This window comes from Pseudoalteromonas sp. A3, assembly GCF_025942345.1.
GTDB lineage: Bacteria > Pseudomonadota > Gammaproteobacteria > Enterobacterales > Alteromonadaceae > Pseudoalteromonas > Pseudoalteromonas atlantica.
This window is the reverse complement of sequence record NZ_JAPCKL010000003.1, coordinates 545,320-568,864: the sequence shown is the minus strand read 5'-3', so window position 1 is coordinate 568,864 and position 23,545 is coordinate 545,320. Positions and strand designations below refer to the sequence as shown.

Genomic DNA, 23,545 nt, shown 5'->3' with positions numbered 1-23,545 from the left:
CTCTGTTGAGCACTGCTTGTTACTTTATTCTTCGATAACTTCTAGTTCAAGTTCTTCTGCTGATAATACAATGCCAGTACTATCTGCATAGATAAAATCGTCATCAAAAAACGACACACCAGCAAAGTTAACGCCAATGCCATCTTCACCAGCGCCTTCGCTGTCGGCGGCCACAGGAATTGATGCAATCGCTTGAATACCTAAATCAATTTCTTCTAACTCATCTACATGACGCACAGCACCAAATACAATAATGCCGTTCCAGTTGTTATCAAGCGCAAGCTCTGCAAGTTCAATGTCGATAAGGGCGCGTCGTGTTGAGCCACCACCATCGATAAGTAGTACTTGATCAGTACCGTCTTGTGAGAGTATTTCACGGATCAGTTCATTATTTTCAAAACATTTAACCGTTTTAATTCGGCCGCCAAACGTGTGTCGACCACCAAAGTTGATGAACATCGGTTCAAGCACGTCAACCACATCGGCAAAAAAGTCACATAAGTCAGAAGTGCTGTAATCCATTATTTTATCCTCAAAGGGTACATAAGTTACCCTCAGTATACCCTCCTTATATGCAATAACAACGACTTAATAGCAGTAAATTTATTCAAAAAATGCCGAAATTAGAAATGGCAACAATAGTGTCTTAAAAGCGTCACTCAATTGTTATTTTCTGCCACTAAGCTTTAACTATGGTTAGATATTGTGCAGCTAAGGGTGAATAATGAACGACAATAACGTGCTTAAAAAAATGGCTCAAATGGATGAACAACTCTTTTTAACTCTGTTTAATTATAATTCACCCAAATGGCTGAAAACGGCTGCGCTTGGTTTATCTAAAAGTGGTAATGGTGGTTTATATTTACTTATGTGTGGCGCCATTTGGTGGTTAAGTGCCAATGATCAGCATCAGTTATTGCCAATATCGGTGTTACTGGGGTTTGCAATTGAAAGGCCTATTTATTTTTTAGCAAAACGTAGCTTCGGCCGAATCCGCCCCTGTGATTGCTTAGTCAGTAATGCGTATATTGTGCCTAGTGACAAATTTAGTTTGCCTTCTGGGCACAGTGCAGCAGCATTTTTAGTTGCGGTAATATTGAGTCACTTTTTTGCAGAGTATGCGTGGCTTTGGTTTAGTTGGGCATCGGGGGTGGCGGTTTCTCGCGTAGTATTAGGCGTACATTTTCCGGCAGATATAATAATAGGCGCCGTTATTGGCAGTTCATGCGGTTTATTTGCGCTAGCTTTGGTGGTGCCTGTATGAAGATATTATACGGCATACAAGGCACAGGTAATGGCCACATTACGCGCGCCCGTGTTATGGCAAGTTGTTTTAAAGAGTTAGGTATAGATGTAGATTACGTTTTTTCAGGACGCCCTGAAAAAGACTACTTTGATATGCAGGACTTTGCTGATTACAAAACCTTCCGGGGGTTATCGTTTAGCACTAAAAACGGCCAAGTAAAAAGCTATCAAACATTAAAAAATGCCCGAGTGTGTAAGTTAGTTAACGATATAAAATCATTTAATGTAAAAAAATACGATTTCGTCTTAAATGACTTTGAGCCTATTTCAGCTTGGGCTGCAAAGCGCGCAGGCGTACCTGTAGTCGGTATTAGTCACCAGGCGGCTTTTTTATCTAATAGCGTGCCTATGTTTGGCCGCGGTTTATTTAGAAAATCTCTCATTAAGCACTACGCGCCAGCAAGCACCTATTTAGGCGTACATTGGCAGCCTTTTGCAGATAATATTATACCGCCCTTTATTGCAAACCATAACCATGGCAATCCTGTCGCCGTTATGAATAAAGTGCTGGTGTATTTACCCTTTGAGAACCTCGACAACATTATTGATTATTTAAAGGACTTCCCAGAAAAAGAGTTTTACTGTTACCACCCGCATGCGCAGGATAAATCCCTTGGGCATATTCATTTGCGCACTCCTTCACGTGCGGGGTTTTTAAACGACTTAGCTAATACCAGCGGCGTAATTGGTAATGCAGGCTTTGAGCTGGCAAGTGAGGCCTTAAAGCTTGGGAAAAAATTATTACTTAAACCTCTCGATGGGCAGTTTGAACAAGATGCAAATGCACAAACATTGCGGGCTATGAAAATGGCCCATGTAATGAATTATTTAAACCCGCAAGCGCTGGATGATTGGAATAGTGCCCCGCAAAACAAACAAATTAATTTTCCCAGTGATCCTGCCCCTTTGGTTAAATGGCTACTTAATAAACAGTGGCATGACACTCACTCATTGCATAAAGATTTATGGGGGAATGTTAATCTAAAAGCATGAGTTATATGTATAAAAAGTTAATAAAAAATTCAATATAAAGCGCCAGAACGTACTACACTATTAGTGAATATTAAATATAGGTGTTTTCAATGAATTTTTTACAAAACTTAACCATTAAAAGGCGTTTGCAACTTAATGCAGTGGTAGTCGGTCTGGCAATGGTCATTTTGTTGTGTGTGATAATTTATGAGTCACGCGTAACACTCAATCTGAATAAAACAATTCAGCTTGCAGAAGAGCTCAACGTACATGCACTAGAGCTTAGAAAGCATGAAAAAAACTTTCTTTTTTACAAGCAGCAGGAAGCACTTACATCATTTGATAAGGATTTTAAACAGCTAAGCACTAAAATCAAAAAGCTGCAGGAGGTAATGCAACAGCAGGGCATTACCACAGCGCAAATTGAGCATTTTCATACGCTTATTACTAACTACAACAACAATTTTTCAGAGGTTGTTAGGTTACAGCAGCAGATAGGTTTAAACCCTAAAGATGGGTTATATGGCAAGCTCAGAAATGCAGTGCACGAAGTTGAGGTGCTATTAAAAGAGCAAGATAACTTTGAGCTTTTATCGGCAATGCTACAGCTGCGACGCGCTGAGAAAGATTTTATGCTGCGCTTTGATGCAAAATACTTAACTCGCTTTAACGAACTTATTAGTACGTTTAAACAAAAAATTACCCAAGCTGATTTACAAAGTAGTTATAAGTCGCAAATAAGCCCTTTAATAGATACGTATCAAAGTGCTTTTCAAAATCTTGTAAAGGCACAAACGCAGTTAGGGCTAGATTTAGACTCTGGTGCACTAGGCGTTATGCGTATTAACGTAGAAAAAAGCGATCAAGTTGTTGGTCAAATTGTTGAGTCAACTAAGCTGGAAGTTGAGAAAAGCGTTGACCAAGCGCAGTTTATTGCCATCGTTGTATTTGTTATTTCGGGCATTATAGTGTTGGCGTTGGTGTACTTTACTAGCCACTCAATTATTGTGCCTATTGAGCGGGTATATCACACCATAAACGACATACGCCGTAATAACGACTTAAGCGTAATGATAGAGCAAACAGGTAATGATGAAGTTACCATTATGACCTCGGACTTTAATAGTTTAATAGGCGATTTTAAAAACCTCATAAACGAAGTGAATACCGCGCTTAATACGTTAAATGTGGCAACAGAGCACTTATCTGAAAGTACCTCTGCAACAAGTTCAGGCATGCAAGAGCAGTTACACGAAGCGGATATGGTTGCCACTGCGGCTACGCAAATGCAGGCAACGATTCAAGATATTTCTCATAATACCGAAGCTGCCGCTAAAAAAGCAGAGTCAACCAATTTAAGCGCGCAGCAAGGGCGAAATGAAGTAGACTCTACGGTTAAGCACATACGCGATTTGTCTTCGTCGTTAGGTAACGCATCAAGTGTGGTATCGCAACTTGAAAAAGACGGTGAAACCATAGGCTCAGTGCTCGATGTAATCAGAGGCATTGCAGAGCAAACCAATTTACTTGCATTGAATGCCGCGATAGAAGCCGCTCGTGCTGGTGAGCAAGGGCGAGGCTTTGCTGTTGTAGCGGATGAAGTACGCTCGCTTGCGCAACGTACACAAGAGTCTACCAGTGAAATTGAAGGTATTATTAATACGCTTCAGCAGCGCACGCAAGAGGTAGTAAGTATTATGCATCAATGTCGCTCGCAAGGTGATGAAAGTGCTTCACAAGCTATTAAAGCGGGTGATTTACTCGGTGCTATTACCGAAGATGTGCAAACCATAATGGAAATGAGTACTCAAATTGCCGTTGCTATTGATGAGCAAAGTCAGGTGGCATCAGAGGTGAACAAAAATGTAGTACGCATCAGAGACATTGCCCAAGATGCCTCTGAGCATGCAGTTAATAATGCGCAAACCAGTGAAGAAGTCTCTGAACAAGCGCGCGTATTATTTGCGGCTATTGATAAATTTAAAGTGTAATACAGTGTAGCGTTTAAAAAGCCAATAAGGTTTAGGGAACAAACTTTATTGGTACGCTATCTTTGTTTTGTTCGTGCTCGGCAAGACGCGCTTGGTATTTATCCCACAAGGTTTCGTGCTGCGCTTGTAGTGTTTCAAAGTAGCTCCAGCTAAATAGCCCGCTGTTATGGCCATCATCAAAGTCTAATCTCAGTGCGTAATGCCCCACCGGTACAATCTTTTTTATACCAACATGTTGTTTATTAAGTACCAACTTCATTGGCTCTGCACCATGCCCTTGCACTTCGGCCGAGGGAGAGTGAACGCGTAAAAACTCGCAGCTAAATACAGCCATACTGTCATCATCAAAGTAAACATCTAGGTTTTTACTCACGCTATGATAATGCACTTTTGTTACGTGTTTCATTTTATATATCCCATTAAAAAGCCCCCAATATGGAGGCTTTTAGTATAGTATTTTTGCCTACCTTATAAAATAAAGCGGCTTAAATCTTCATCTTCAACTAATGCGCCTAAATGTTTTTCTACATAAGCGGCGTCAATAGTAAGGGTAGAGCCAGCTTGTTCAGATGCATCGTATGAAATTTCTTCCATTAGCTTTTCCATTACCGTATGTAAGCGACGAGCACCAATGTTTTCGGTTTTCTCGTTAACCTGCCAAGCGGCTTTAGCAATGCGCTCTATTGCATCATCGTTAAACTCAACATTTACTTGCTCAGTTTTAAGCAATTCACGTTGCTGCTCAGTAAGTGAAGCATGTGGCTCGGTAAGAATTCGTTTAAAGTCATTAGCACTTAGTGCTTCAAGCTCTACACGAATAGGTAAACGACCTTGTAGCTCAGGGATCATGTCTGATGGTTTAGCCATTTGGAACGCACCTGATGCAATAAATAGCATGTGGTCGGTTTTCACCATACCGTGCTTAGTATTAACGGTTGAGCCTTCAATTAATGGAAGTAGGTCGCGTTGTACACCTTCACGGCTAACATCTGGGCCTGACGAATCGCCACGCTTACAAATTTTGTCTATTTCATCAATAAACACAATGCCGTTTTGCTCTACTGCAAAAATAGCCTGCTCTTTTAGCTCTTCAGGGTTAACTAATTTAGCGGCTTCTTCTTCGGTTAATAACTTAAAGGCTTCTTTAATTTTTAACTTACGCTTAGTACGTTTGTCGCCACCCATGTTTTGGAACATACTTTGCAGCTGGTTGGTCATATCTTCCATACCGGGAGGCGCCATAATCTCTACGTTTGGCTGTGCTTGCGCTAGATCTATTTCTATTTCTTTATCATCAAGCTGACCTTCGCGTAATTTTTTACGGAATGTTTGACGAGTAGATGAGTTGTCATCGCGCTGCGTTTCACCGTATTGATCTTTAGCCGGTGGTAAAAGTGCATCTAAAATACGCTCTTCTGCTGCTTCTTCTGCGCGGTGTTTAAACTTTTTAGTTTGTTGCTCGCGGGTCATTTTAATTGATACATCAACTAAATCGCGAATGATAGTCTCTACTTCTTTACCAACATAACCCACTTCAGTAAATTTAGTCGCCTCTACTTTAATAAAAGGCGCATTAGCGAGCTTAGCTAAACGGCGGGCAATTTCAGTTTTACCGACACCGGTTGGGCCAATCATTAAAATGTTTTTAGGGGTTACTTCGCTGCGTAAGTCATCGTTTAGTTGCATACGGCGCCAGCGGTTACGCAGGGCAATAGCCACGGCTTTTTTAGCATTAGCCTGACCAATAATATGCTGATCTAACTCGTGTACAATTTCTCTTGGGGTCATAGCAGACATGATGGGTCCTATTATAATTCTTCGATTGTTTGGAAGTTGTTGGTAAATACACAGATGTTGCCAGCAATGGTCAGGCTTTTTTCTACGATATCGCGAGCGCTTAAATCGGTGTTTTCTAATAGGGCAGTGGCTGCTGATTGAGCAAAGTTACCACCGCTACCAATGGCAATTAAATCGTTTTCTGGCTGCACTACATCACCATTACCGGTGATAATTAGTGAAGCAGTTTCATCTGCAACCGCAAGGAGTGCCTCAAGCTTGCGTAAAGCTCTGTCACTACGCCAGTCTTTGGCCATTTCTACAGCGGCTTTAGTGAGGTTACCTTGGTGCATTTCTAGTTTGCTTTCAAAGCGTTCGAAAAGGGTAAAGGCATCAGCAGTACCGCCGGCAAAACCAGCAATTACTTTGCCATTATAAAGGCGTCGAACTTTACGGGCATTGCCCTTCATTACGGTATTACCAAGTGAAACTTGGCCGTCGCCACCAATTACTACTTTATTGTCGCGGCGTACACTTACGATAGTGGTCATATTATTCCTCATCATCAAGCTGCGGGGGCAGCTTGTAAAAAACGATTATGATGAGGTTATATGGGTGAATGGACTAATTTCAAGTCCAGCCCCAAATTCCGCAGCTAACAACATGCACTCGCTTGAGTTTGTTTTTGTCGCTTTCGGCTTGGCGCTTTGTTTTATAAGGGCCTAAACGCACTTTATACCAAACACCATTAGTACCTGTGGTCTTTTTAATTTCAGAAATTAAGCCCGCAAAGGCAATTTTAGCTTTGAGGGTTTCGGCTTGTGCGTGTGTTCTAAACGACCCACACTGCATAACATAGGGGCCTTTTTGCTCAATTTCTCTTACTTCAACTTGGATCTCGTGCTCTTTAATTTCTTCAATGAACTTAGGAGCGCGAGGTTTAGCTATTTCTACTTTTTCAGCTGTTTTAGGGTGCGCCTGCTGCTCAACAAGCTCAGGATCGGCGTTATTTTTAATAAACCATAAGCCGTAAGCAAAGCCGCCTACAAGCAAAACAGTAATAACAACTAAAAGTATAGGAAATGGTTTTTTAGCAGGGGCTTGCTTGGTGTTTTTTCTACCCGCTGGTTTTTTATTAATATAATCGTGCTGTGCCATTTGGCTTTAACCTAAATCATGTCTATAGGGTCAACATCAAGGCTCCAGCGCACTTTTTGTGCAAGTTTGCTGGTGCTTAAATAGTCGACCATTTGCGCAAGATACTGATGCAATACTTTGCGGTCTTGCGCTTGAATATGCAATTGAAACCGGTACATACCCGCCACTCTTTCTAGTGGGGCAGGAATTGGACCGAGCAATTGTATACCAGATACACCGTTAACAGGAACCAAATCCGTCAAAAAATCGACAACGAGCTTAATACTGTGCCCTTGTGCTCTAACTATAGCCATATTAGTAATGGGTGGAAGGTCGGCATCATCACGCTCACTTAAAGCAAAGCGGGCAAAATCTTGGTAGCCATTATTTACTAAGTCTTGTAATAAAGGATGTTCAGGAAAGTGAGTTTGCAGTAATACTTGGCCTGGCTCACCAGAGCGACCCGCGCGCCCAGCAACTTGAGTTACCAGCTGGGCTAAATGCTCTGTGGCTCTAAAATCGCACGAGTACAAGCCGCTATCTACATCTAATATAAGCACTAAGCTAACATCGGCAAAATGATGACCTTTAGCCAACATTTGTGTGCCCACTAAAATACGCGCCCCGCCTTGGTTTATCTCCTCTAAGGCTTTTTCTAGGCTCCCTTTACGGCGGGTTGAATCGCGGTCGATGCGGGTTACGGGTGTATCGGGGAATTCACTCGATAAAAATTCTTCAATTTGTTCGGTGCCTTTACCGTTAGGAAAAATTTGTGTGCTACCGCAATCAGGACACTGGTGAGGTACTGGGTGTTGCTCACCACAGTGGTGGCAAATCATTTGGCCAATGGCTTTATGAAAGGTTGCGCTGGTGCTGCAGCGATTGCACTCACTCAGCCAACCGCATTCGTGACAAATTAGCGTAGGAGAAAAGCCACGACGATTTAAAAACACCATAACTTGCTTACCACGGTTTAAATGTTGGCGCATAGTGGCAAGGCTTGCGTGTGCAATACCGGCTTGGTCGGGCTGGCCTTTCATATCGAGCAACATAAACTGATTATCGGTTGCAGTTTGTGCGCGCTCTGTAAGGCTTAAAAGTTGGTATTTGTTGTTTATAGCTTTGTGCAGTGTTTCGAGCGCAGGGGTGGCACTGCCTAAAATAAGCGGTATTTTGTGCTGAAATGCCCGATAAGCGGCTAAATCGCGTGCGTGGTAGCGTAAGGTATCTTGCTGTTTAAATGAAGAGTCATGCTCTTCATCAACCACTATCATTCCTAATTTTAAAAAAGGTAGAAAAATACTCGAACGGGTACCTATTACAATTGCGCAGCTGCCTTTTTCGCAAAAACGCCATGTTTGCAAGCGTTCGTTATCGGTTAGGGCAGAGTGCCATAGCATAATTGGCGTATCGGGAAAGCGACGACGAAATCGGTTAACAGTTTGTGGCGTTAAGCCTATTTCAGGCACCAGCACTAAGGCTTGCTCGCCACGTTTAAGGACTTCTTCTAGGCATTGTAAATACACTTCGGTTTTACCACTGCCTGTCACACCTTCTAATAAAAAGCTCTTAAAGCCAACACTTTGATTTATTGTAGTGCACGCTACGGCTTGCTCTTTATTTAGTACTGGCTTGGTGCCGACTGTGGGCGCAACGCTTTGCCATTGATTATCATGCTCAATGCTTTGGGTTATAAGCTCTTTATCTATTAAGGCATCTATTGTTTTTTTACTAAAGCCGAGCGCTTTTAGCTCGGTTATCGACGACTTACCCGATTGCGCGAGTTGCTTTAATAAATTTAGCTGAGTTTTCGCTTTTAATGATGGAACCTTTGCGCCTTTTTCGGTAAGGCTAATCATGTTAATGCTGGTTTTATCTGGGTTTTCACCTTGGCGAAGCGCACCTGGCAGCGCAATGTGTATGGTTTCGCCGAGCGGATAGCAATAATAGCGTGCAGTAAAGCTAAGCAGTTCTAAATGCTGTGATGATAAAATAGGGGTTTGGTCAATAACCTCAGTAACCGCTTTAATTTTGTTATCGGGCACGTCGGTATGCGTTTTAAGAGCAAGAACAACCGCTACTTTCTTTTGATTGCCAAAAGGCACTAAAACACGCATCCCTGGCATAATAGGCGCCGAGGGCGAGATGAGTTGTTCATCTATTTTATAATCAAAGGTGCGTGGTAACGGAACTTTAATAGCAACTTCAACAAAACGCATAACAACTCATGTGATAAAGGGTAATAGCTTAATGTACTAAAAATAAGGCTAAAAACCTACATAGAAATGGATGCGGTAGCGCTGGTTGGTTACTTTTTTGGCAAAAAGCGTAATTAAAGCTTGTGCGGGGCAAGCTAGTTGGATAAAATCCGCGGCCTATAAATTTGTTTTAACGACGTATGGTGCCAGACTTCGGGTTTGGAGAGCGATGCGGCCTTAACTAGAGGTTCCTATGAAAGAAGGTATTCACCCTAAGTACGAAGCAATTTCTGCAACATGTTCATGCGGAAACAAATTCGAAACTCGTTCTACTCTTTGTAAAGACATTCACCTAGACGTATGTTCTGCGTGTCACCCGTTTTACACTGGTAAGCAAAAGATTTTAGACACTGGCGGCCGTGTTGATCGCTTCAACAAGCGCTTCGGTGCACTTAGCAGCAAGAAGTAATTATTGCTGTTTAGTAAAAAAAGCACCTTCGGGTGCTTTTTTTGTGCCTAAAATTCATCATTTTTACTAAAAAATTACCGATTGTTGCCGTACTACGTGTGCATAACTATTTCCTGTTCTTATTCTGAATATGCATAAACCTTTGCAGACAAACTCACAATTCTTCTCTATATTTTTTATACGTTAATTTTTAACCAAGCTGCTAAAAGTGCTTATCGTGGCGATATTTGTTTTTAACGGTGATAAACGCGCCATATTGGTGCATTTTACTATTTTAATATTCTGCTATTTTAGAAAAATATTGGCAGGGCAAAATGAACCTCAAAAAGCACTTTTTGAATGAATTTTTATTTGTTTAATATTGATAACTTTTAGCGAAGTTGCTGATAAATCACTTAAAATTAACGGATATAGCATATAACAGGATAGACCTGATATTGCTTGGAATTTAAAAATAATAAGAGTATCTTAGCCCCATACTCCCTCTCACTTAACTTAAATTGCAGGATACCATCGCGTTATGTCAGATTTTCGTGAACAAGCATTACACTACCACTCTCACCCCGTTCCAGGCAAAATCAGCATTGAGCTAACAAAACCAGCCGAAACGGTGCAAGACTTAGCATTAGCATACAGCCCTGGTGTTGCAGAGCCTGTGCGCGAAATTGCAGCAGACCCAGCCAATGCATATAAATATACCGGTAAAGGTAATATGGTTGCGGTGATCAGTAATGGTACGGCAATTTTAGGTTTGGGTAATTTAGGGCCATTAGCCTCTAAACCTGTTATGGAAGGTAAGGCGCTTTTATTTAAACGTTTTGCTGGCCTAGATTCTATTGATATTGAAGTTAAGCATCGCACTACCGAAGACTTTATAAATACAGTGGCTAATATTGCCGACACGTTTGGTGGTATTAACTTAGAAGATATTAAAGCGCCAGAGTGTTTTGAAATTGAAAAAGCACTTATTGAGCGTTGCAGTATTCCGGTTTTTCATGATGACCAACACGGTACCGCTATTGTAACTGCAGCAGGTATGCTTAACGCCTTAGAAGTGCAGGGCAAATCAATAGAAGATGCCATTATTGTATGTTTAGGTGCAGGCGCTGCAGCGGTTGCTTGTATGGAGCTGTTAATTAAGTGTGGTGCACTGCGCGAACATATTTATATGCTAGACCGCAAAGGGGTTATTCATACTCGCCGCGATGACTTAAACGAATACAAACAGCTTTTTGCTAACAATACAGATAAACGTACTCTACAAGATGTAATTGCTGATGCTGATGTGTTTGTAGGTGTATCGGGTCCTAACTTACTTGCACCTGAAGATCTAAAACTAATGGCCGATAAGCCAGTGGTGTTTGCATGTTCAAATCCAGATCCTGAAATTGCACCTGAGCTTGCGCACAGTGCACGTAAAGACTTAATTATGGCAACGGGGCGTTCTGATTTCCCTAACCAAGTTAATAATGTTTTATGTTTCCCGTTTATTTTCCGTGGTGCACTTGATGTACGTGCAAGCGCAATTAACGATGAAATGAAAATAGCCGCTGTCGAAGCTATTCGTAGTATTGCTAAAGAGCCAGTGCCTGAGCAAGTATTAAAAGCAGCGGGTGTAGAAAAGCTCGAATTTGGTGCTGATTACATTATTCCTAAACCGATGGACCCGCGTTTATTACCACGTATAGCCAAGGCGGTTGCTATTGCTGCTGTTGAGTCGGGCGTGGCACAAATTGACTTACCGGAAAATTATATGGCGTAATATATAGCGCGGAAACAAAAAAACCTCAGCATGCTGAGGTTTTTTTGTTTAAAAAGACGTTTTATTCTTCGTCTAAAATAGGCACTTCTAAACCCATTTCTTGCATTATTTTTTTAACTTCTTCAGGTACTTTTTCTGCGTTATCTTTACGTAGGTCATCATCATTAGGTAATGGCTGGCCTGTAAAGGCATGCAAAAACGCTTCGCATAGTAACTCGCTGTTTGTTGCATGACGCAGGTTGTTTATTTGACGACGTGTACGCTCATCAGTTAATACTTTTAATACATTTAGCGGGATCGAAACGGTGATCTTTTTAACTTGCTCTGATTTTTTCCCGTGTTCTGCGTATGGGTGAATATACTCACCATTCCATTTAGCCATAAGATGTATCGTTGCCTCAGATTATTAATTTCTCACACGGCGTAAAAAGCGTGTAAATATGCGTGAAATTCTATCGTTTTAAAAAAGATAGTCAAATAATAGATAGCAATCTATCTTAATAAGCTGGCTGTAATAGTAAATACAGCCTCATTGAAGCTTTACACATCTGTTATTTTTAGCCATCTAGAGCTTTAAAAGCTTTGACTTATTATAATGGATAACTTACTCTTTTAGACGTCTAAACATCCAAATTAATCAGGTGACGAATATGAGCGAAAAAAACAAAGCAACCATTGCTGTACGAAATGGGGTTGATGCCGATAAACATCATGGCGCCGTTGTACCGCCAATTTATTTATCGACGACTTATTCGTTTGCCGATTTTGATACTAAGCGCGCATACGACTATGGACGCAGTGGTAATCCTAATCGCGATATTTTAGCTGACACTCTAGCAGAGCTTGAAGGTGGCGCACGCGGAATTATTACTGCTACGGGCATGGCAGCAGTGCACTTAGCCACACAGTTATTAAATAACAATGATACATTGGTTATTCCTCACGATTGTTATGGCGGCAGCTACCGTTTATTTACGTCGTTAGAAAAGCGCGGCTTGCTTAAACTTAAAGTGCTTGATTTAACTAAACCAGAAAGCCTAGAACAAATTTTAACCATTAAACCTAAATTAATTTGGATAGAAACACCAAGTAACCCTGTGCTGCGCCTAACGGATATTAAAGCCGTGACGGATATAGCAAAACAGTGCGGTGCATTAGTGGCCGCCGATAACACCTTTTTATCACCGGCATTACAAAACCCAATTAAGTTTGGCGTAGATATTGTTGTGCACTCAACCACTAAATATATAAACGGCCATTCTGATGTTGTAGGCGGTGCAGTTGTTGCTGCTACACAAGAGCTTGGTGATGAGCTTGCTTGGTGGGCCAATAACATTGGTATTACCGGCGCACCATTTGATAGCTATTTAACGTTACGTGGTTTACGTACTTTAAATGTGCGTTTAAAACAGCACCAAGAAAATGCCCTGGCAATTGCTAAATACCTAGAAAGCTCTGAGTATGTTAGCCAAGTTTACTACCCAGGCCTTGAATCGCATCCTCAACATGCACTTGCTAAAGCCCAACAGCTTGGGTTTGGCGGTATGGTTAGTTTTGATATTAAAGGCGATGTGGATGATGCTGCGGCGTTTTTAACAAGCCTTATAGAATTTAGCTTAGCAGAATCGTTAGGTGGGGTTGAGAGTTTAATTTGTCATCCTGCGACCATGACTCACGCAGGTATGGAAGCTCAAGCACGTTTAGAGGCGGGTGTGGGCGATACGCTAATTCGTATTTCGGTCGGTATTGAAGATGTAGAAGACCTACTGGCTGATTTTGAACGTGTATTTAACCTAGTTAAACCTGGGCAAAATAAAAATGTAGGGCGTGTTGGTAAAGCTGCGGGCAATGCCAATGGTGATGTAAAGCAGCAGGCTGCTCATCCAGCTTTGTGGTGATTGAGTATGGTAAAAAGTGTACATAAATTTGGCGGCTCGAGCTTAAGCTCGGGCGAGCGCTATCAAAGTGTGGCAAAAATAATTATTGGCCACACACAGCCTGGCGATTGCGTGGTTGTATCTGCTGCGGGTAAAACCACCGATACATTGGTTTCTCTGTGGCAAAGTTATCAACAACAAGATAAGCAAGCTGTGGCTGATATTTTGCTGCAATTGAGTAATCACCAAACAGCATTAATTGAAGAGTTATTACAAGCCGATGCTAAACACACGGCTTTAGCTGTGTTAGCGCAAGAGCTAAGTGATGTAGCGGAGCAAGCCAGCAAGCAGCAGTTACAAGAGGCGGCCTTACTGGCGCATGGTGAGCTGTGGTCTGCGCGATTATTAGCAGCCTATTTAACGCAATTAAACATTCAAGCGTGTGCTCATGATGCTAGAGCGCTGTTTAGTGTAACAAGCGGGGAGCTTTTGCATGCGCAAAACAAACAGCAATGCAGCCAAGTTATTGATGCAAGTAAAATTAACGTAGTAACAGGGTTTATCGCAGCAAGTGCTGATGGTAAAACAGTTACGCTTGGGCGCAATGGCAGTGATTACAGCGCCACCTTATTGGCCAATTATTGCGACGCACAAAATGTATGTATTTGGACTGATACGCCAGGGGTCTTTAGTGCCGACCCACGTAAAGTTGAAAAGGCGATTAAGTACAACAAGGTGTGCCGTGAACAAGCTAACTTATTAGCTCGATTGGGTAACCCTGTGTTACATGCTAAAACGCTTTCGCCTTTAAAAAACAGTAATATTAAACTGGCTGTACGTAGTAGTTTTGATGTGCAAACTGCTCCTACCGATATTGTAAAACAAGGCAAAGCTAAGCAAAAACGTTTTATTACTACATTACAAAACGTTGATTTACTGCTCGTTGAAGGCCTTAACGCGGGAGAAGTGGCGCATGTTAGCCAGCTTATTCAGCACAGCCTTCATCATTTTATACACAACGGCGATACATACTTAGTTGTGCCCGCGGGTGCAACGCATCAAGTAGTGAGTTATTTTGCTGGGCGAGCAAATATAAGCGAGTCTAATTTAAATGGCTGCGCGGTGGTTGCGCCTACGCAAGATGTTTACACACTAAGTACATTAGCGGCTGAGGTTTTAAATCAGCAAAGTATTCACCCTCGTTTTATTCATCAAGATACAGGCTATACATTGCTGTTAACTGATCAGTTAATAGAAAGCGATGTACTTAGTTTATTGCACGAAAAATTAATTAATAAAGGCCAAGAAGTTGCTCTGGTTGTGGCTGGCTTAGGTAATGTAGGCGATGAATTTTTAAGCCAGCTAGATGCTCAATTTAAGCGTTTGTCGGGCGATTATAGTATTAAGCTAGTTGGCTTAATTCGCTCGCAACATATGCTATTTAATGCCTCGGGTATTACACTCGGACAGTGGAAAAAACAATGGCAGCATAATGCCGTTGCTTATGAGCAGGCGGATTTATTAAGTGCATTAAACGAACTTGATTACGAGCACAAAGTTGTTGTTGATATAACGGCAAGCGAGCAATTTAGCCAATTATACACCGACTTTGTAGAGCGAGACTGCCATTTAATAAGTGCTAACAAGTATGCGGGCACTGCTGCATCTAATTGGTATAACGCGCTGCGCCAAAGTATTAGCGAGCGTAATTTGCATTGGCGCTACAACACCAGTGTTGGGGCAGGGTTGCCGATTAACTTTGCGTTGGCCGATTTACAAAATAGTGGCGATAAAATTACCCGTATTGAAGGTGTTTTCTCGGGCACACTCTCGTGGCTATGCAGTAGGTACGATGGCAGTGTGGCATTTTCTGACCTTGTTCTTGAAGCGCAAAAAATGGGCTTTACAGAGCCTGATCCTCGCGAGGATTTATCGGGCCGAGATATGCAACGTAAATTGCTGATACTTGCACGCGAGCTTGGCATTGAATTAGATTTAGATGATATAAGCTTACAAGCATTAATGCCTGATGAGCTAGCCCAAGGTTCATGGGATGACTTTTTAGTGAATAAAGATAAGCTAAATGCCTTTATTAAACACCATGCCGATGCGGCAAATGCGCAAGATGCTGTACTTAGGTATACCGGTTTATTGGCATTAGAGCAGGGTAAAGTATCGGCGAAGGTAGGTATAACTTACGCGCCTAAAGGGGACGCCTTAGCTAACTTAACACCTGGCGATAATATCTTTGTTATTAATAGCCAGTGGTACAACGAAAACGCCTTAGTAATACAAGGCCCTGGGGCAGGCAAAGAAGTGACCGCCGCGGGCGTGCACTCTGATTTATATTGGTTAGTTAAAAACCTAAAATAGCGCAGGCAAATATTAATAGTAAAACGGCAGCTTGTGTAAGCTGCCGTTTTTGTTTTTAGAATAACTCTTCTTCTGTTTTTGTATCTTCTTCAAAAATATCAGTTGGCTGAGACAGCACATATTTTGTAGGCGCAGTGCCTTTTTCAAAATACTCAAAGCGACTGGTGTAGTCGTTTTTATGACTTAACAAACCTGTTTTTAAATCGATACGAATTGAAACTAGTCCTTCAGGAGGCTCTATTGGCGCCTCTGGTGTGCCCTCAAGCGCCACTTTCATAAAATCAACCCAAGCAGGTTGTGCCGTTTTGGCGCCCGATTCAGCACCAGAGATTTGGCTGCTATCTAGGTTGTTATTATAGGTGGAGCGCCCTAACGAGTTACCTGGGTTGTCAAAACCAACCCATACAGACGTTACTACATTGCGGTTAAAGCCGCTAAACCAAGTATCAACAGAGTCATTGGTTGTGCCTGTTTTACCCGATAGATCGCGTCTATCTAATGCTTGCGCACGCCAACCTGTCCCGCTCCAGCCTGTTTTATGGGTCCAGCTACCGCCACCCCATACTGCGCTGTGCATTGCTTCAGCAATTAAAAAAGCATTTTGCTTTGAAATAACACGTGGTGCACAACGTGGTTGCGTGGCTGTATCATCTGTTATGTCGGTATCTAGGTTATTGTTGGCAAAGCTATCCACTGCTTGAGAGACGGGTAATAGCTCGTCTTCATCGCAAGCAAGAGCCGGGTTTGCTTTAAATAGTACATTGCCATAAGCATCTTGAATTTCAGATATAAAGTAAGGTTCAATTAAGTGACCGCCATTAGCAAATGCGCTCATGCCGCGAGCAAGCTCTAATGGCGTGATTGATGCACTCCCTAATGCTAACGATTCACTGCGGTTAATATCAGCATCTTTAAAACCAAACTTAAGCAAGTGATCGGCGGTGCGTTGTAACCCTACACCGCGCAGTAAGCGCACAGAAATAACGTTTTTAGATTGTGCAAGTGCACGGCGAATACGTATAGGGCCATTATAAACTGCTGGGCTGTTTTTTGGTCGCCACGCTACACCTAAACTTTTATCCCACTGGTTTATTGGCGCGTCGTTTAAAATAGAGGCTAATGTATAGCCATTTTCGAGCGCAGCAGAATAAATAAAGGGTTTAATATTAGAGCCAACTTGGCGTTTAGCTTGTACCGCTCGGTTGTATTGGCTTTGCTCAAAACTGTAACCGCCTACTATAGCTTTAATACGGCCATCTTGTGGGTCGAGTGAAACAAGTGCACTGGCAGCTTCTGGTATTTGGCTTAGTAGGTAACTGTCGTCGTTATTTTTACGCAGCCATATTTGCATGCCAGGGGTAAGAATGTCAGTAGCGGCTTTAGGGGCAAAACTTTGGCGGTAGCGAGTAATGTATTTGCGCGCCCATTTTAAATTATCCCAATCAAGTGTGGTGCGCTGGCCATTTTTTAAAATAACGTCAGCGGTTTTCTCTGCCACATTTAACACCACGCCAGCATGCAAGTCAGCCATTTCTTTAACAGGTTTTAGCTTTTCTATAATTTGCTGCTCACTTAAGGCGGGCTGTGTTTCTGGATCCCATAACACGTCTACTGGCCCACGAAAGCCATGACGCATATCGTAGTTATGTAAATTATTAACTAAAGCTGTTTGCGCAGCCTTTTGAACTTTAGACTCCACAGAGGTAAATATCTTAAAGCCAGAGTTATATGCTTTTTCTACACCGTAGCGCTCAACCATCTCAGCACGAACCATCTCAGAGATATAAGGGGCGTAAAGGTCTATCTCAGCACCGTGAAAATAAGCAGTGATAGGCTGGTTAGCCGCATCGTTGTATTGCTGTTGCGTAATATAGTTTTCAGTAAGTAAGCGACCAAGCACTACATTACGACGTGCTTTAGCTCTAATTGGGTTACGAATTGGGTTAAGCGCCGAAGGGGCTTTAGGTAAACCGGCAATCATTGCCATTTGTGCAAGAGTGAGGTCTTTTAGCTCTTTGCCATAGTAAACTTGAGCAGCAGCACCAATACCAAATGCACGATTACCTAGTTCTATTTTATTAAGATACAGCTCAAGAATTTCGTCTTTTGTTAATACACTTTCAATATGTAGAGCTATAAAAATCTCTTTAACTTTACGAATATACGCTTTTTCTCGTGTTAAAAAGAAGTTACGAGCAAGCTGCATAGTAATGGTACTCGCGCCTTGCTTTTTCTCACCTGTTGAAATTAACACAATAGCAGAGCGGACAATACCAATAGGGTCTATACCAATATGGTCATAAAAACGGTTATCTTCTGTGGCTAAGAAGGCATTAATTAAAGGTTGAGGTATTTCGTCTATAGTAACGGGGATGCGGCGTTTTTCACCAAATTGATTAATTAAGAGTCCATCTTTGGTAAAGACTTGCATAGGGGTTTGTAATTGCACGTCTTTTAAAACTTGCACACTGGGGATATCAGGTTTAACGTAATAATAAAGGCTGATTAAAGTGATCAGACCAATTAACGTGCAAATGATAAAAAATTGTAATGTTCTTTTTAATAAAATCACTTATATTTCCCTAAATGGACTCCCAATTGCGAGTTTAGACTGCTAGTATATATTGATTAAAAAATGAATAATATTTTTTACTATAAAAATTATAACTTGTTTATTATTAAAACAAAGGTCAAGTTGCAAACATGCTAAGTCAACTATTTCAAAAGCCATCACCTGCGATGGTCGGAATTGATATCGGATCGCACTCTATCAAAGCAGTGCTTTTAAGTGAAATTGAAACGGGATTTCGACTAGAAGCACTTGCAATTGAACCTATGCCAAAAGGTGCAATGAGCGAGCGCTCTATTCAGGATATCGAAGCAATTGGTAACATAATTACAAAATTAAAAAGAAAACTACCAAAATCGTTAAAATCAGCGGCAGTGGCTGTATCAGGACAAACCGTTATCACTAAAGTTATTTTTATGGATGTTTCATTAAGTGACGCTGAATTAGAGTCGCAAATTGAAATAGAAGCTGACAGCTTAATACCTTACCCCCTTGATGAAGTGAGTTTAGATTTTGAAAAGCTCTCTACCAACGAAGCCGACCCGAGTAAAATGAATGTGTTGTTATCTGCTGCGCGTACAGAAAGTGTTGAAGCCCGTGTGGGCGCGCTGGAGGCGGCAAACTTAACCGCTAAAGTGGTTGATGTTGAAAGCTATGCGTTAAGTAGAGCGATGGAGGTGTATTATCAGCAACTGCCAAGTGATGCCTTTAATAAGTGTGTTGCCGTGGTAGATATTGGCGCTGTTTTAATGCTGGTGAGTGTCGTTCAAGCGGGTGAAACAATTTATACCCGCGACCAAGTATTTGGTGGCGACCAATATACTAATAGTATTGTATCTTATTATAATAAAAGTTTTGATGAGGCCGAAATAGGCAAAACAACGGGTGATTTACCTGCTAATTATACTTTTGAAGTGCTGGCACCGTTTCAGACATCACTATTGCAACAAGTGCGCCGTGCGGTACAAATGTTTTTAACAACCACAGGTAAAGATCAAGTAGATTATATAGTGCTAACCGGCGGTACATCAATGATAGACGGTTTAGATAGGTTGTTAATTGAAGAGCTCGGTATTCATGCTGTGGTGACTGAACCGTTCGCTAATATGGAAATTTCGCCAAAAGTAGACAGAAATGTAATGCAAAGAAATAGAACGCAGTTTGCAATTGCTACTGGTTTGGCATTGAGGAGCTTTTCATCATGCCACATATAAATCTACTGCCGTGGCGAGAGCTACAACGAGAAGAATCAAAAAAGAAATTTATAACTATATTAATAGCAGTAGTACTAGGTAGTTTTGCAAGTATGTACTTACTTAGCTCTTTTTACGCGGGTTTAAAAGATGGGCAGAACTTAAAAAATAATTATTTAAGCTCAGAAATCAGTACTCTTGATAAAAAAATTAGTGAGATTAGAGATCTCGATAAGCGAAAAGAGAATTTACAACAACGAATGCGGTTGATTGAAGAGCTACAAAGCAGCCGTAATTTAGGTACTCAAATTATGGATGAAGTAGCTAAAATTGTTCCTCAAGGCGTGTATTTAACTAAGCTTGAGCGGCGTGGTACACAAATACATGTGTTAGGGCGCAGTGAATCAAACAATCGTTTATCTACTATGCTACGTCAGGTACAAGGCTCTTATCTATTAGAAAGGCCAATCATGCAGGGCATTGTGGCAGGCGATCAAACATCACGGTTACTCAGTGATTTTAATATGGAGTTTTATGTAAAGCCATTTGATAAAATTGGTGAGGTAAGTGATGAACCTTGATTTAAAAGCCTTAAATGAAATAGATTGGAATGAAATTGAGCTCGACAACATTGGTGAATGGCCGGTTGCAGTAAAAGCAATTTGTTGCTTATTTGTCGCCGGTTTAGTGTTGTTTTTTAGTTACAGCTTATTGGTATCTGATGAAATAGACAGCTATCACAGCGCGGTAGCAAAAGAAGTCGAGCTGCGTACTACCTACAGAACTAAATATGCTGTAGCCAGTAAGCTTGATATATATCGCCAGCAAATGGTTGAGATGGAAGATAAGTTTTCACAACTACTAAAGCGATTACCTACCTCAAATGAAACCCCTGGCCTTTTAGACGATTTATCTTATGTAGGTACTACTAGCGGTTTAACATTTTTGAAAATTGGCTGGTTACCTGAAATCGAAAAAGAGTTTTATACCGAGCTGCCTATAAAAATTGAAGTAATAGGTACTTACCATGAGTTTGGTGAATTTGTAGGAAAAGTAGCCCAATTACCACGAATTGTAAGTTTACATGACTTTTCGATTGTATCATCTGGTGAAAAGCAACTAACATTCAGTGTGGTAGCAAAAACGTATCGTTATGAAGAAGGGGTTAAAAAGTGAGACTAGTCCCTTTATTATCATTGTCTGTTTTATTGTTGGCAGGTTGTAACGACGATACGTCTGAGCAAAAAGAATTTATTGACCAAGTTAAGGCCAGCACCACGCCTAAAGTTGAGGGAATACCTGAATTAACGCAGTTTGAACATTTTGAATATAATGCATCTCAGCTGCGTAGTCCTTTTGTGGCTCCACAGCCTGAAATTATTCAAAATAAACTAACGCAAATTAAAAATTGTTTACACCCTGACCCTGATAGAGTGAGAGAGCCACTAGAAAAGTATCCGCTCGATAACCTATCAATGAAAGGTACATTAGGCTCTAGCGGTCAAATGTGGGCACTGATCACCGCAGCGGATGAAACGTTGCATAGGATAACGGTAAATAATTACTTAGGCACGTATGACGGTAAAGTTAAGTCTGTAAGTAGTGATTATGTAGAACTAGTTGAATTAATCCCTGATGGGTCGGGTTGTTGGAAAGAGCGGCTGACTAAATTGGAAATGTTAGAGGCGGCAAATAATGGCGCAAATTAATAATAAAAAAGGTAAAACCCACATGTATAAGGATGTACTTTGGCATCATCGTTTTCAAATGGTGTTATTTGTCATATTGGCTCTTTTTGTTGTAAAAACAGCCAGTGCAGCGCCATTACTTTATGATGTACGTTATAACCCCTTGCTAAAAGGCGAGACAGAGTTACAACTTGTATTTGACGAAGAGCTAACACAACAACCTAAAATTCAAGTACACAACACACCAGCACGCATAGAAATGTTATTTGATGGTGCAGAACTAGAACAGGGTCTTGAAAATGTGCCGGTCGATCACGCAGGTATTAACAGTGTGAGCAGCGTACTGACAGAGCAAGGCTTAAAAGTTACGGTAAATTTAGAGCGTTTAAAAATATACGAAACACAAGTTAATAATAACTTAGTGTCGTTGCGCGTATCTGATAACCCGCTTACTGAACAAGCTTCTGATGAAAGCAGCAATGGTAATAATGCCTCAAGCGCTTATATTAATCGGATTCAATCTATTGATTTTCGCCGTGGTGAAAAAGGTGAAGCAAAAGTTTTAGTATTTTTACAAGACACGCAAGCTGCAATAGAAGTACATGAAAGTGGTGGAAAAATAATTGCAGAGTTTCATCACACAGATATTTTAGACGACTTACTGTATGAATTAGATGTGCTAGATTTTGGTACTGTAGTAAGTACCATTGAGACCTTTAAAGAAGATAGCTTAAGCCGTGTAGTTATTGAGCCTAATGCTGCTTTTACCTTTACCTACCAGCAAATAGATAACATTTTAACGTTAACCATTGAAAAAGATGAAACGCAAAATGCCTATTTAGATGGCGGCAAGGAATATCAAGGTCGTCCAATGACCTTAAACTTCCAAGATATTTCGGTTAGAGCTGTACTGCAAATCATAGCGGGTTATAACGAGTTTAACTTAGTAACGAGTGACTCAGTAACTGGCAATATTACACTTCGTTTAGATGGCGTTCCATGGGATCAGGCTTTAGATGTTGTACTGCGTATTAAAGGCCTTGATAAGCGCATGGATGGCTCTATATTGATGGTTGCGCCAGCTGAAGAGCTCGCTGCACGTGAAGCTAAAGATTTACTAGCAAAACAAAAGGTCGAGGATTTAGAGCCGCTTTACAGTGAGTATATTCGTTTAAACTACGCTAAGGCTGAAGATTTTGCGGATTTACTGAAAACCGACACTAACAGCATCATTTCTGCCCGAGGCAGTGTATCGGTTGACCAGCGTACCAATACATTACTTATTAAAGATACAGCGAAGAGCATTGAGAGCATTCGCCGTATGATTGAAACACTCGATATCCCAGTGCAACAGGTTGTTATTGAATCACGTATGGTAACAGTGCGCGATAACGTCACAGAAGATTTAGGCGTGCGTTGGGGATTTAGTGATCAACAAGATAGTGATGGTATATCTGGCTCGCTTGAAGGAGCTGAGTCTATCTCAAATGGCACTATTCCTGATTTATCAGACCGTCTTAATGTAAACCTACCTATTACTAACCCTGCGGCAAGTATTGGTTTACACATAGCTAAGTTGGCTAATGGCACTTTAATTGATTTAGAGCTAAGTGCTTTAGAAGAAGAAAATAAAGGTGAGATTATTGCGAGCCCGCGCATTACTGCAGCTAATCAGCAAAAAGCACGTATTGAGCAAGGTACTGAAATCCCCTATACCGAATCGGCCTCAAGTGGCGCTACTACTGTAAGCTTTAAAAAAGCGGTATTGAGCCTTGAGGTTACACCGCATATAACGCCTGATAACAAAGTTATTTTAGACTTAGTTATTACACAAGATACTCGTGGCGAAACGGTTCAAACCGGAACAGGTGAAGCGGTTTCGATAGACACTCAACAAATTGAAACACAAGTGCTGGTTGATAACGGCCAAACCGTTGTGCTGGGTGGTATTTTTCAGCAGCAAATAATTAATACCACAAATAAAGTACCTGTACTTGGTGATATTCCGTATGTTGGACGCTTATTTAAGAGCACCAGCGAGTTTAATGAGAAACGTGAATTACTTATTTTCGTGACACCGAAAATACAAATAGATTAAAATTTAGTGGTTTTATGTTCGTCAACGAGTGTTTATTGATAATAATTGCTCGTTATATGGCTTTTTATTGTAATAGACTTGAAATACCCGGCCAATTACTGAGATAATCCCCTCCTTAATTTTGGGGCCAGGTCGTT

At 41.2% G+C, this 23,545-nt stretch carries 20 protein-coding genes; 12 read left to right on the top strand and 8 right to left on the bottom strand.

Annotation, left to right across the window (positions count from 1 at the left end; all coding sequences use genetic code 11):
* Positions 1–24: 24 nt before the first annotated feature.
* On the bottom strand, positions 25–522 hold the full coding sequence (gene rraA / locus OIZ54_RS08605) for a ribonuclease E activity regulator RraA (protein WP_004589330.1): 498 nt from the start codon (positions 520–522) through the stop codon (positions 25–27).
* Positions 523–724: 202 nt separating this feature from the next.
* Between rraA and OIZ54_RS08600 the strand changes: the two genes are divergently transcribed.
* The 3 genes from OIZ54_RS08600 to OIZ54_RS08590 all read left to right on the top strand — a co-directional run bounded on the left by OIZ54_RS08600 (position 725) and on the right by OIZ54_RS08590 (position 4,268).
* Positions 725–1,264, top strand: coding sequence for a phosphatase PAP2 family protein (locus tag OIZ54_RS08600; RefSeq protein ID WP_064386266.1), 540 nt, complete (start codon positions 725–727; stop codon positions 1,262–1,264).
* On the top strand, positions 1,261–2,298 hold the full coding sequence (locus tag OIZ54_RS08595) for an MJ1255/VC2487 family glycosyltransferase (RefSeq protein WP_096738977.1): 1,038 nt from the start codon (positions 1,261–1,263) through the stop codon (positions 2,296–2,298). The genes OIZ54_RS08600 and OIZ54_RS08595 overlap by 4 nt, the downstream gene beginning before the upstream one ends.
* An 89-nt stretch (positions 2,299–2,387) precedes the next feature.
* Positions 2,388–4,268, top strand: a complete 1,881-nt coding sequence (locus OIZ54_RS08590) for a methyl-accepting chemotaxis protein (RefSeq protein WP_064386264.1) — start codon at positions 2,388–2,390, stop codon at positions 4,266–4,268.
* Positions 4,269–4,299: 31 nt separating this feature from the next.
* Here OIZ54_RS08590 and OIZ54_RS08585 read toward each other — a convergent pair whose 3' ends face one another.
* The 5 genes from OIZ54_RS08585 to priA form a co-directional block, all read right to left on the bottom strand.
* Complete coding sequence (locus OIZ54_RS08585; protein WP_004589334.1) at positions 4,300–4,674, bottom strand: gamma-butyrobetaine hydroxylase-like domain-containing protein; 375 nt, start codon at positions 4,672–4,674, stop codon at positions 4,300–4,302.
* Between the two features lie 62 nt (positions 4,675–4,736).
* Positions 4,737–6,065, bottom strand: coding sequence for an HslU--HslV peptidase ATPase subunit (gene hslU, locus OIZ54_RS08580; RefSeq protein ID WP_004589335.1), 1,329 nt, complete (start codon positions 6,063–6,065; stop codon positions 4,737–4,739).
* A gap of 11 nt (positions 6,066–6,076) precedes the next feature.
* Complete coding sequence (gene hslV, locus OIZ54_RS08575; RefSeq protein ID WP_004589336.1) at positions 6,077–6,595, bottom strand: ATP-dependent protease subunit HslV; 519 nt, start codon at positions 6,593–6,595, stop codon at positions 6,077–6,079.
* Between the two features lie 79 nt (positions 6,596–6,674).
* Positions 6,675–7,202 carry an SPOR domain-containing protein gene (locus OIZ54_RS08570; RefSeq protein WP_004589337.1) on the bottom strand — a complete coding sequence of 176 codons (528 nt, stop codon included), beginning with the start codon at positions 7,200–7,202 and terminating at the stop codon, positions 6,675–6,677.
* 11 nt (positions 7,203–7,213) lie between these two features.
* Positions 7,214–9,400 carry a primosomal protein N' gene (gene priA, locus OIZ54_RS08565; RefSeq protein ID WP_064386261.1) on the bottom strand — a complete coding sequence of 729 codons (2,187 nt, stop codon included), beginning with the start codon at positions 9,398–9,400 and terminating at the stop codon, positions 7,214–7,216.
* Positions 9,401–9,632: 232 nt separating this feature from the next.
* Between priA and rpmE the strand changes: the two genes are divergently transcribed.
* Together rpmE and OIZ54_RS08555 are read left to right on the top strand one after the other, a co-directional pair.
* Positions 9,633–9,848 carry a 50S ribosomal protein L31 gene (gene rpmE / locus OIZ54_RS08560; RefSeq protein ID WP_004589339.1) on the top strand — a complete coding sequence of 72 codons (216 nt, stop codon included), beginning with the start codon at positions 9,633–9,635 and terminating at the stop codon, positions 9,846–9,848.
* Between the two features lie 520 nt (positions 9,849–10,368).
* Positions 10,369–11,610 (top strand): malic enzyme-like NAD(P)-binding protein, encoded by a 1,242-nt coding sequence (locus OIZ54_RS08555; RefSeq protein ID WP_029771819.1) that lies wholly within the window; start codon positions 10,369–10,371, stop codon positions 11,608–11,610.
* A 61-nt stretch (positions 11,611–11,671) separates the two neighbouring features.
* Here the strand turns inward: OIZ54_RS08555 and metJ are convergent, their stop codons facing one another.
* Entirely contained in the window at positions 11,672–11,992 is a 321-nt protein-coding gene (gene metJ / locus OIZ54_RS08550; RefSeq protein WP_004589341.1) for a met regulon transcriptional regulator MetJ, read from the bottom strand.
* A 268-nt stretch (positions 11,993–12,260) separates the two neighbouring features.
* Between metJ and metB the strand changes: the two genes are divergently transcribed.
* Both metB and metL read left to right on the top strand, forming a co-directional pair.
* The gene (metB, locus tag OIZ54_RS08545; RefSeq protein WP_264390180.1) at positions 12,261–13,508 is read left to right on the top strand and encodes a cystathionine gamma-synthase; all 1,248 of its coding nucleotides are present in this window, start codon (positions 12,261–12,263) and stop codon (positions 13,506–13,508) included.
* A gap of 6 nt (positions 13,509–13,514) precedes the next feature.
* The gene (gene metL, locus OIZ54_RS08540) at positions 13,515–15,860 is read left to right on the top strand and encodes a bifunctional aspartate kinase/homoserine dehydrogenase II (RefSeq protein ID WP_264390179.1); all 2,346 of its coding nucleotides are present in this window, start codon (positions 13,515–13,517) and stop codon (positions 15,858–15,860) included.
* Between the two features lie 55 nt (positions 15,861–15,915).
* Here metL and OIZ54_RS08535 read toward each other — a convergent pair whose 3' ends face one another.
* Positions 15,916–18,432, bottom strand: coding sequence for a penicillin-binding protein 1A (locus OIZ54_RS08535; protein ID WP_264390178.1), 2,517 nt, complete (start codon positions 18,430–18,432; stop codon positions 15,916–15,918).
* A 131-nt stretch (positions 18,433–18,563) separates the two neighbouring features.
* On the opposite strand from OIZ54_RS08535, the gene OIZ54_RS08530 reads away from it, so the two are divergent.
* From OIZ54_RS08530 to OIZ54_RS08510, 5 genes are read left to right on the top strand one after another with little or no spacing between them, the layout of a single operon-like run.
* Positions 18,564–19,643 carry a pilus assembly protein PilM gene (locus OIZ54_RS08530; RefSeq protein ID WP_264390177.1) on the top strand — a complete coding sequence of 360 codons (1,080 nt, stop codon included), beginning with the start codon at positions 18,564–18,566 and terminating at the stop codon, positions 19,641–19,643.
* Positions 19,631–20,203 (top strand): PilN domain-containing protein, encoded by a 573-nt coding sequence (locus OIZ54_RS08525; RefSeq protein ID WP_096041061.1) that lies wholly within the window; start codon positions 19,631–19,633, stop codon positions 20,201–20,203. The genes OIZ54_RS08530 and OIZ54_RS08525 overlap by 13 nt, the downstream gene beginning before the upstream one ends.
* Positions 20,193–20,798, top strand: a complete 606-nt coding sequence (locus tag OIZ54_RS08520) for a type 4a pilus biogenesis protein PilO (RefSeq protein WP_096041062.1) — start codon at positions 20,193–20,195, stop codon at positions 20,796–20,798. The genes OIZ54_RS08525 and OIZ54_RS08520 overlap by 11 nt, the downstream gene beginning before the upstream one ends.
* Complete coding sequence (locus OIZ54_RS08515; RefSeq protein WP_096041063.1) at positions 20,795–21,331, top strand: pilus assembly protein PilP; 537 nt, start codon at positions 20,795–20,797, stop codon at positions 21,329–21,331. Before OIZ54_RS08520 ends, OIZ54_RS08515 begins: the two co-directional genes overlap by 4 nt.
* Entirely contained in the window at positions 21,318–23,408 is a 2,091-nt protein-coding gene (locus OIZ54_RS08510; RefSeq protein WP_096041064.1) for a type IV pilus secretin PilQ, read from the top strand. The genes OIZ54_RS08515 and OIZ54_RS08510 overlap by 14 nt, the downstream gene beginning before the upstream one ends.
* Positions 23,409–23,545: the final 137 nt, after the last annotated feature.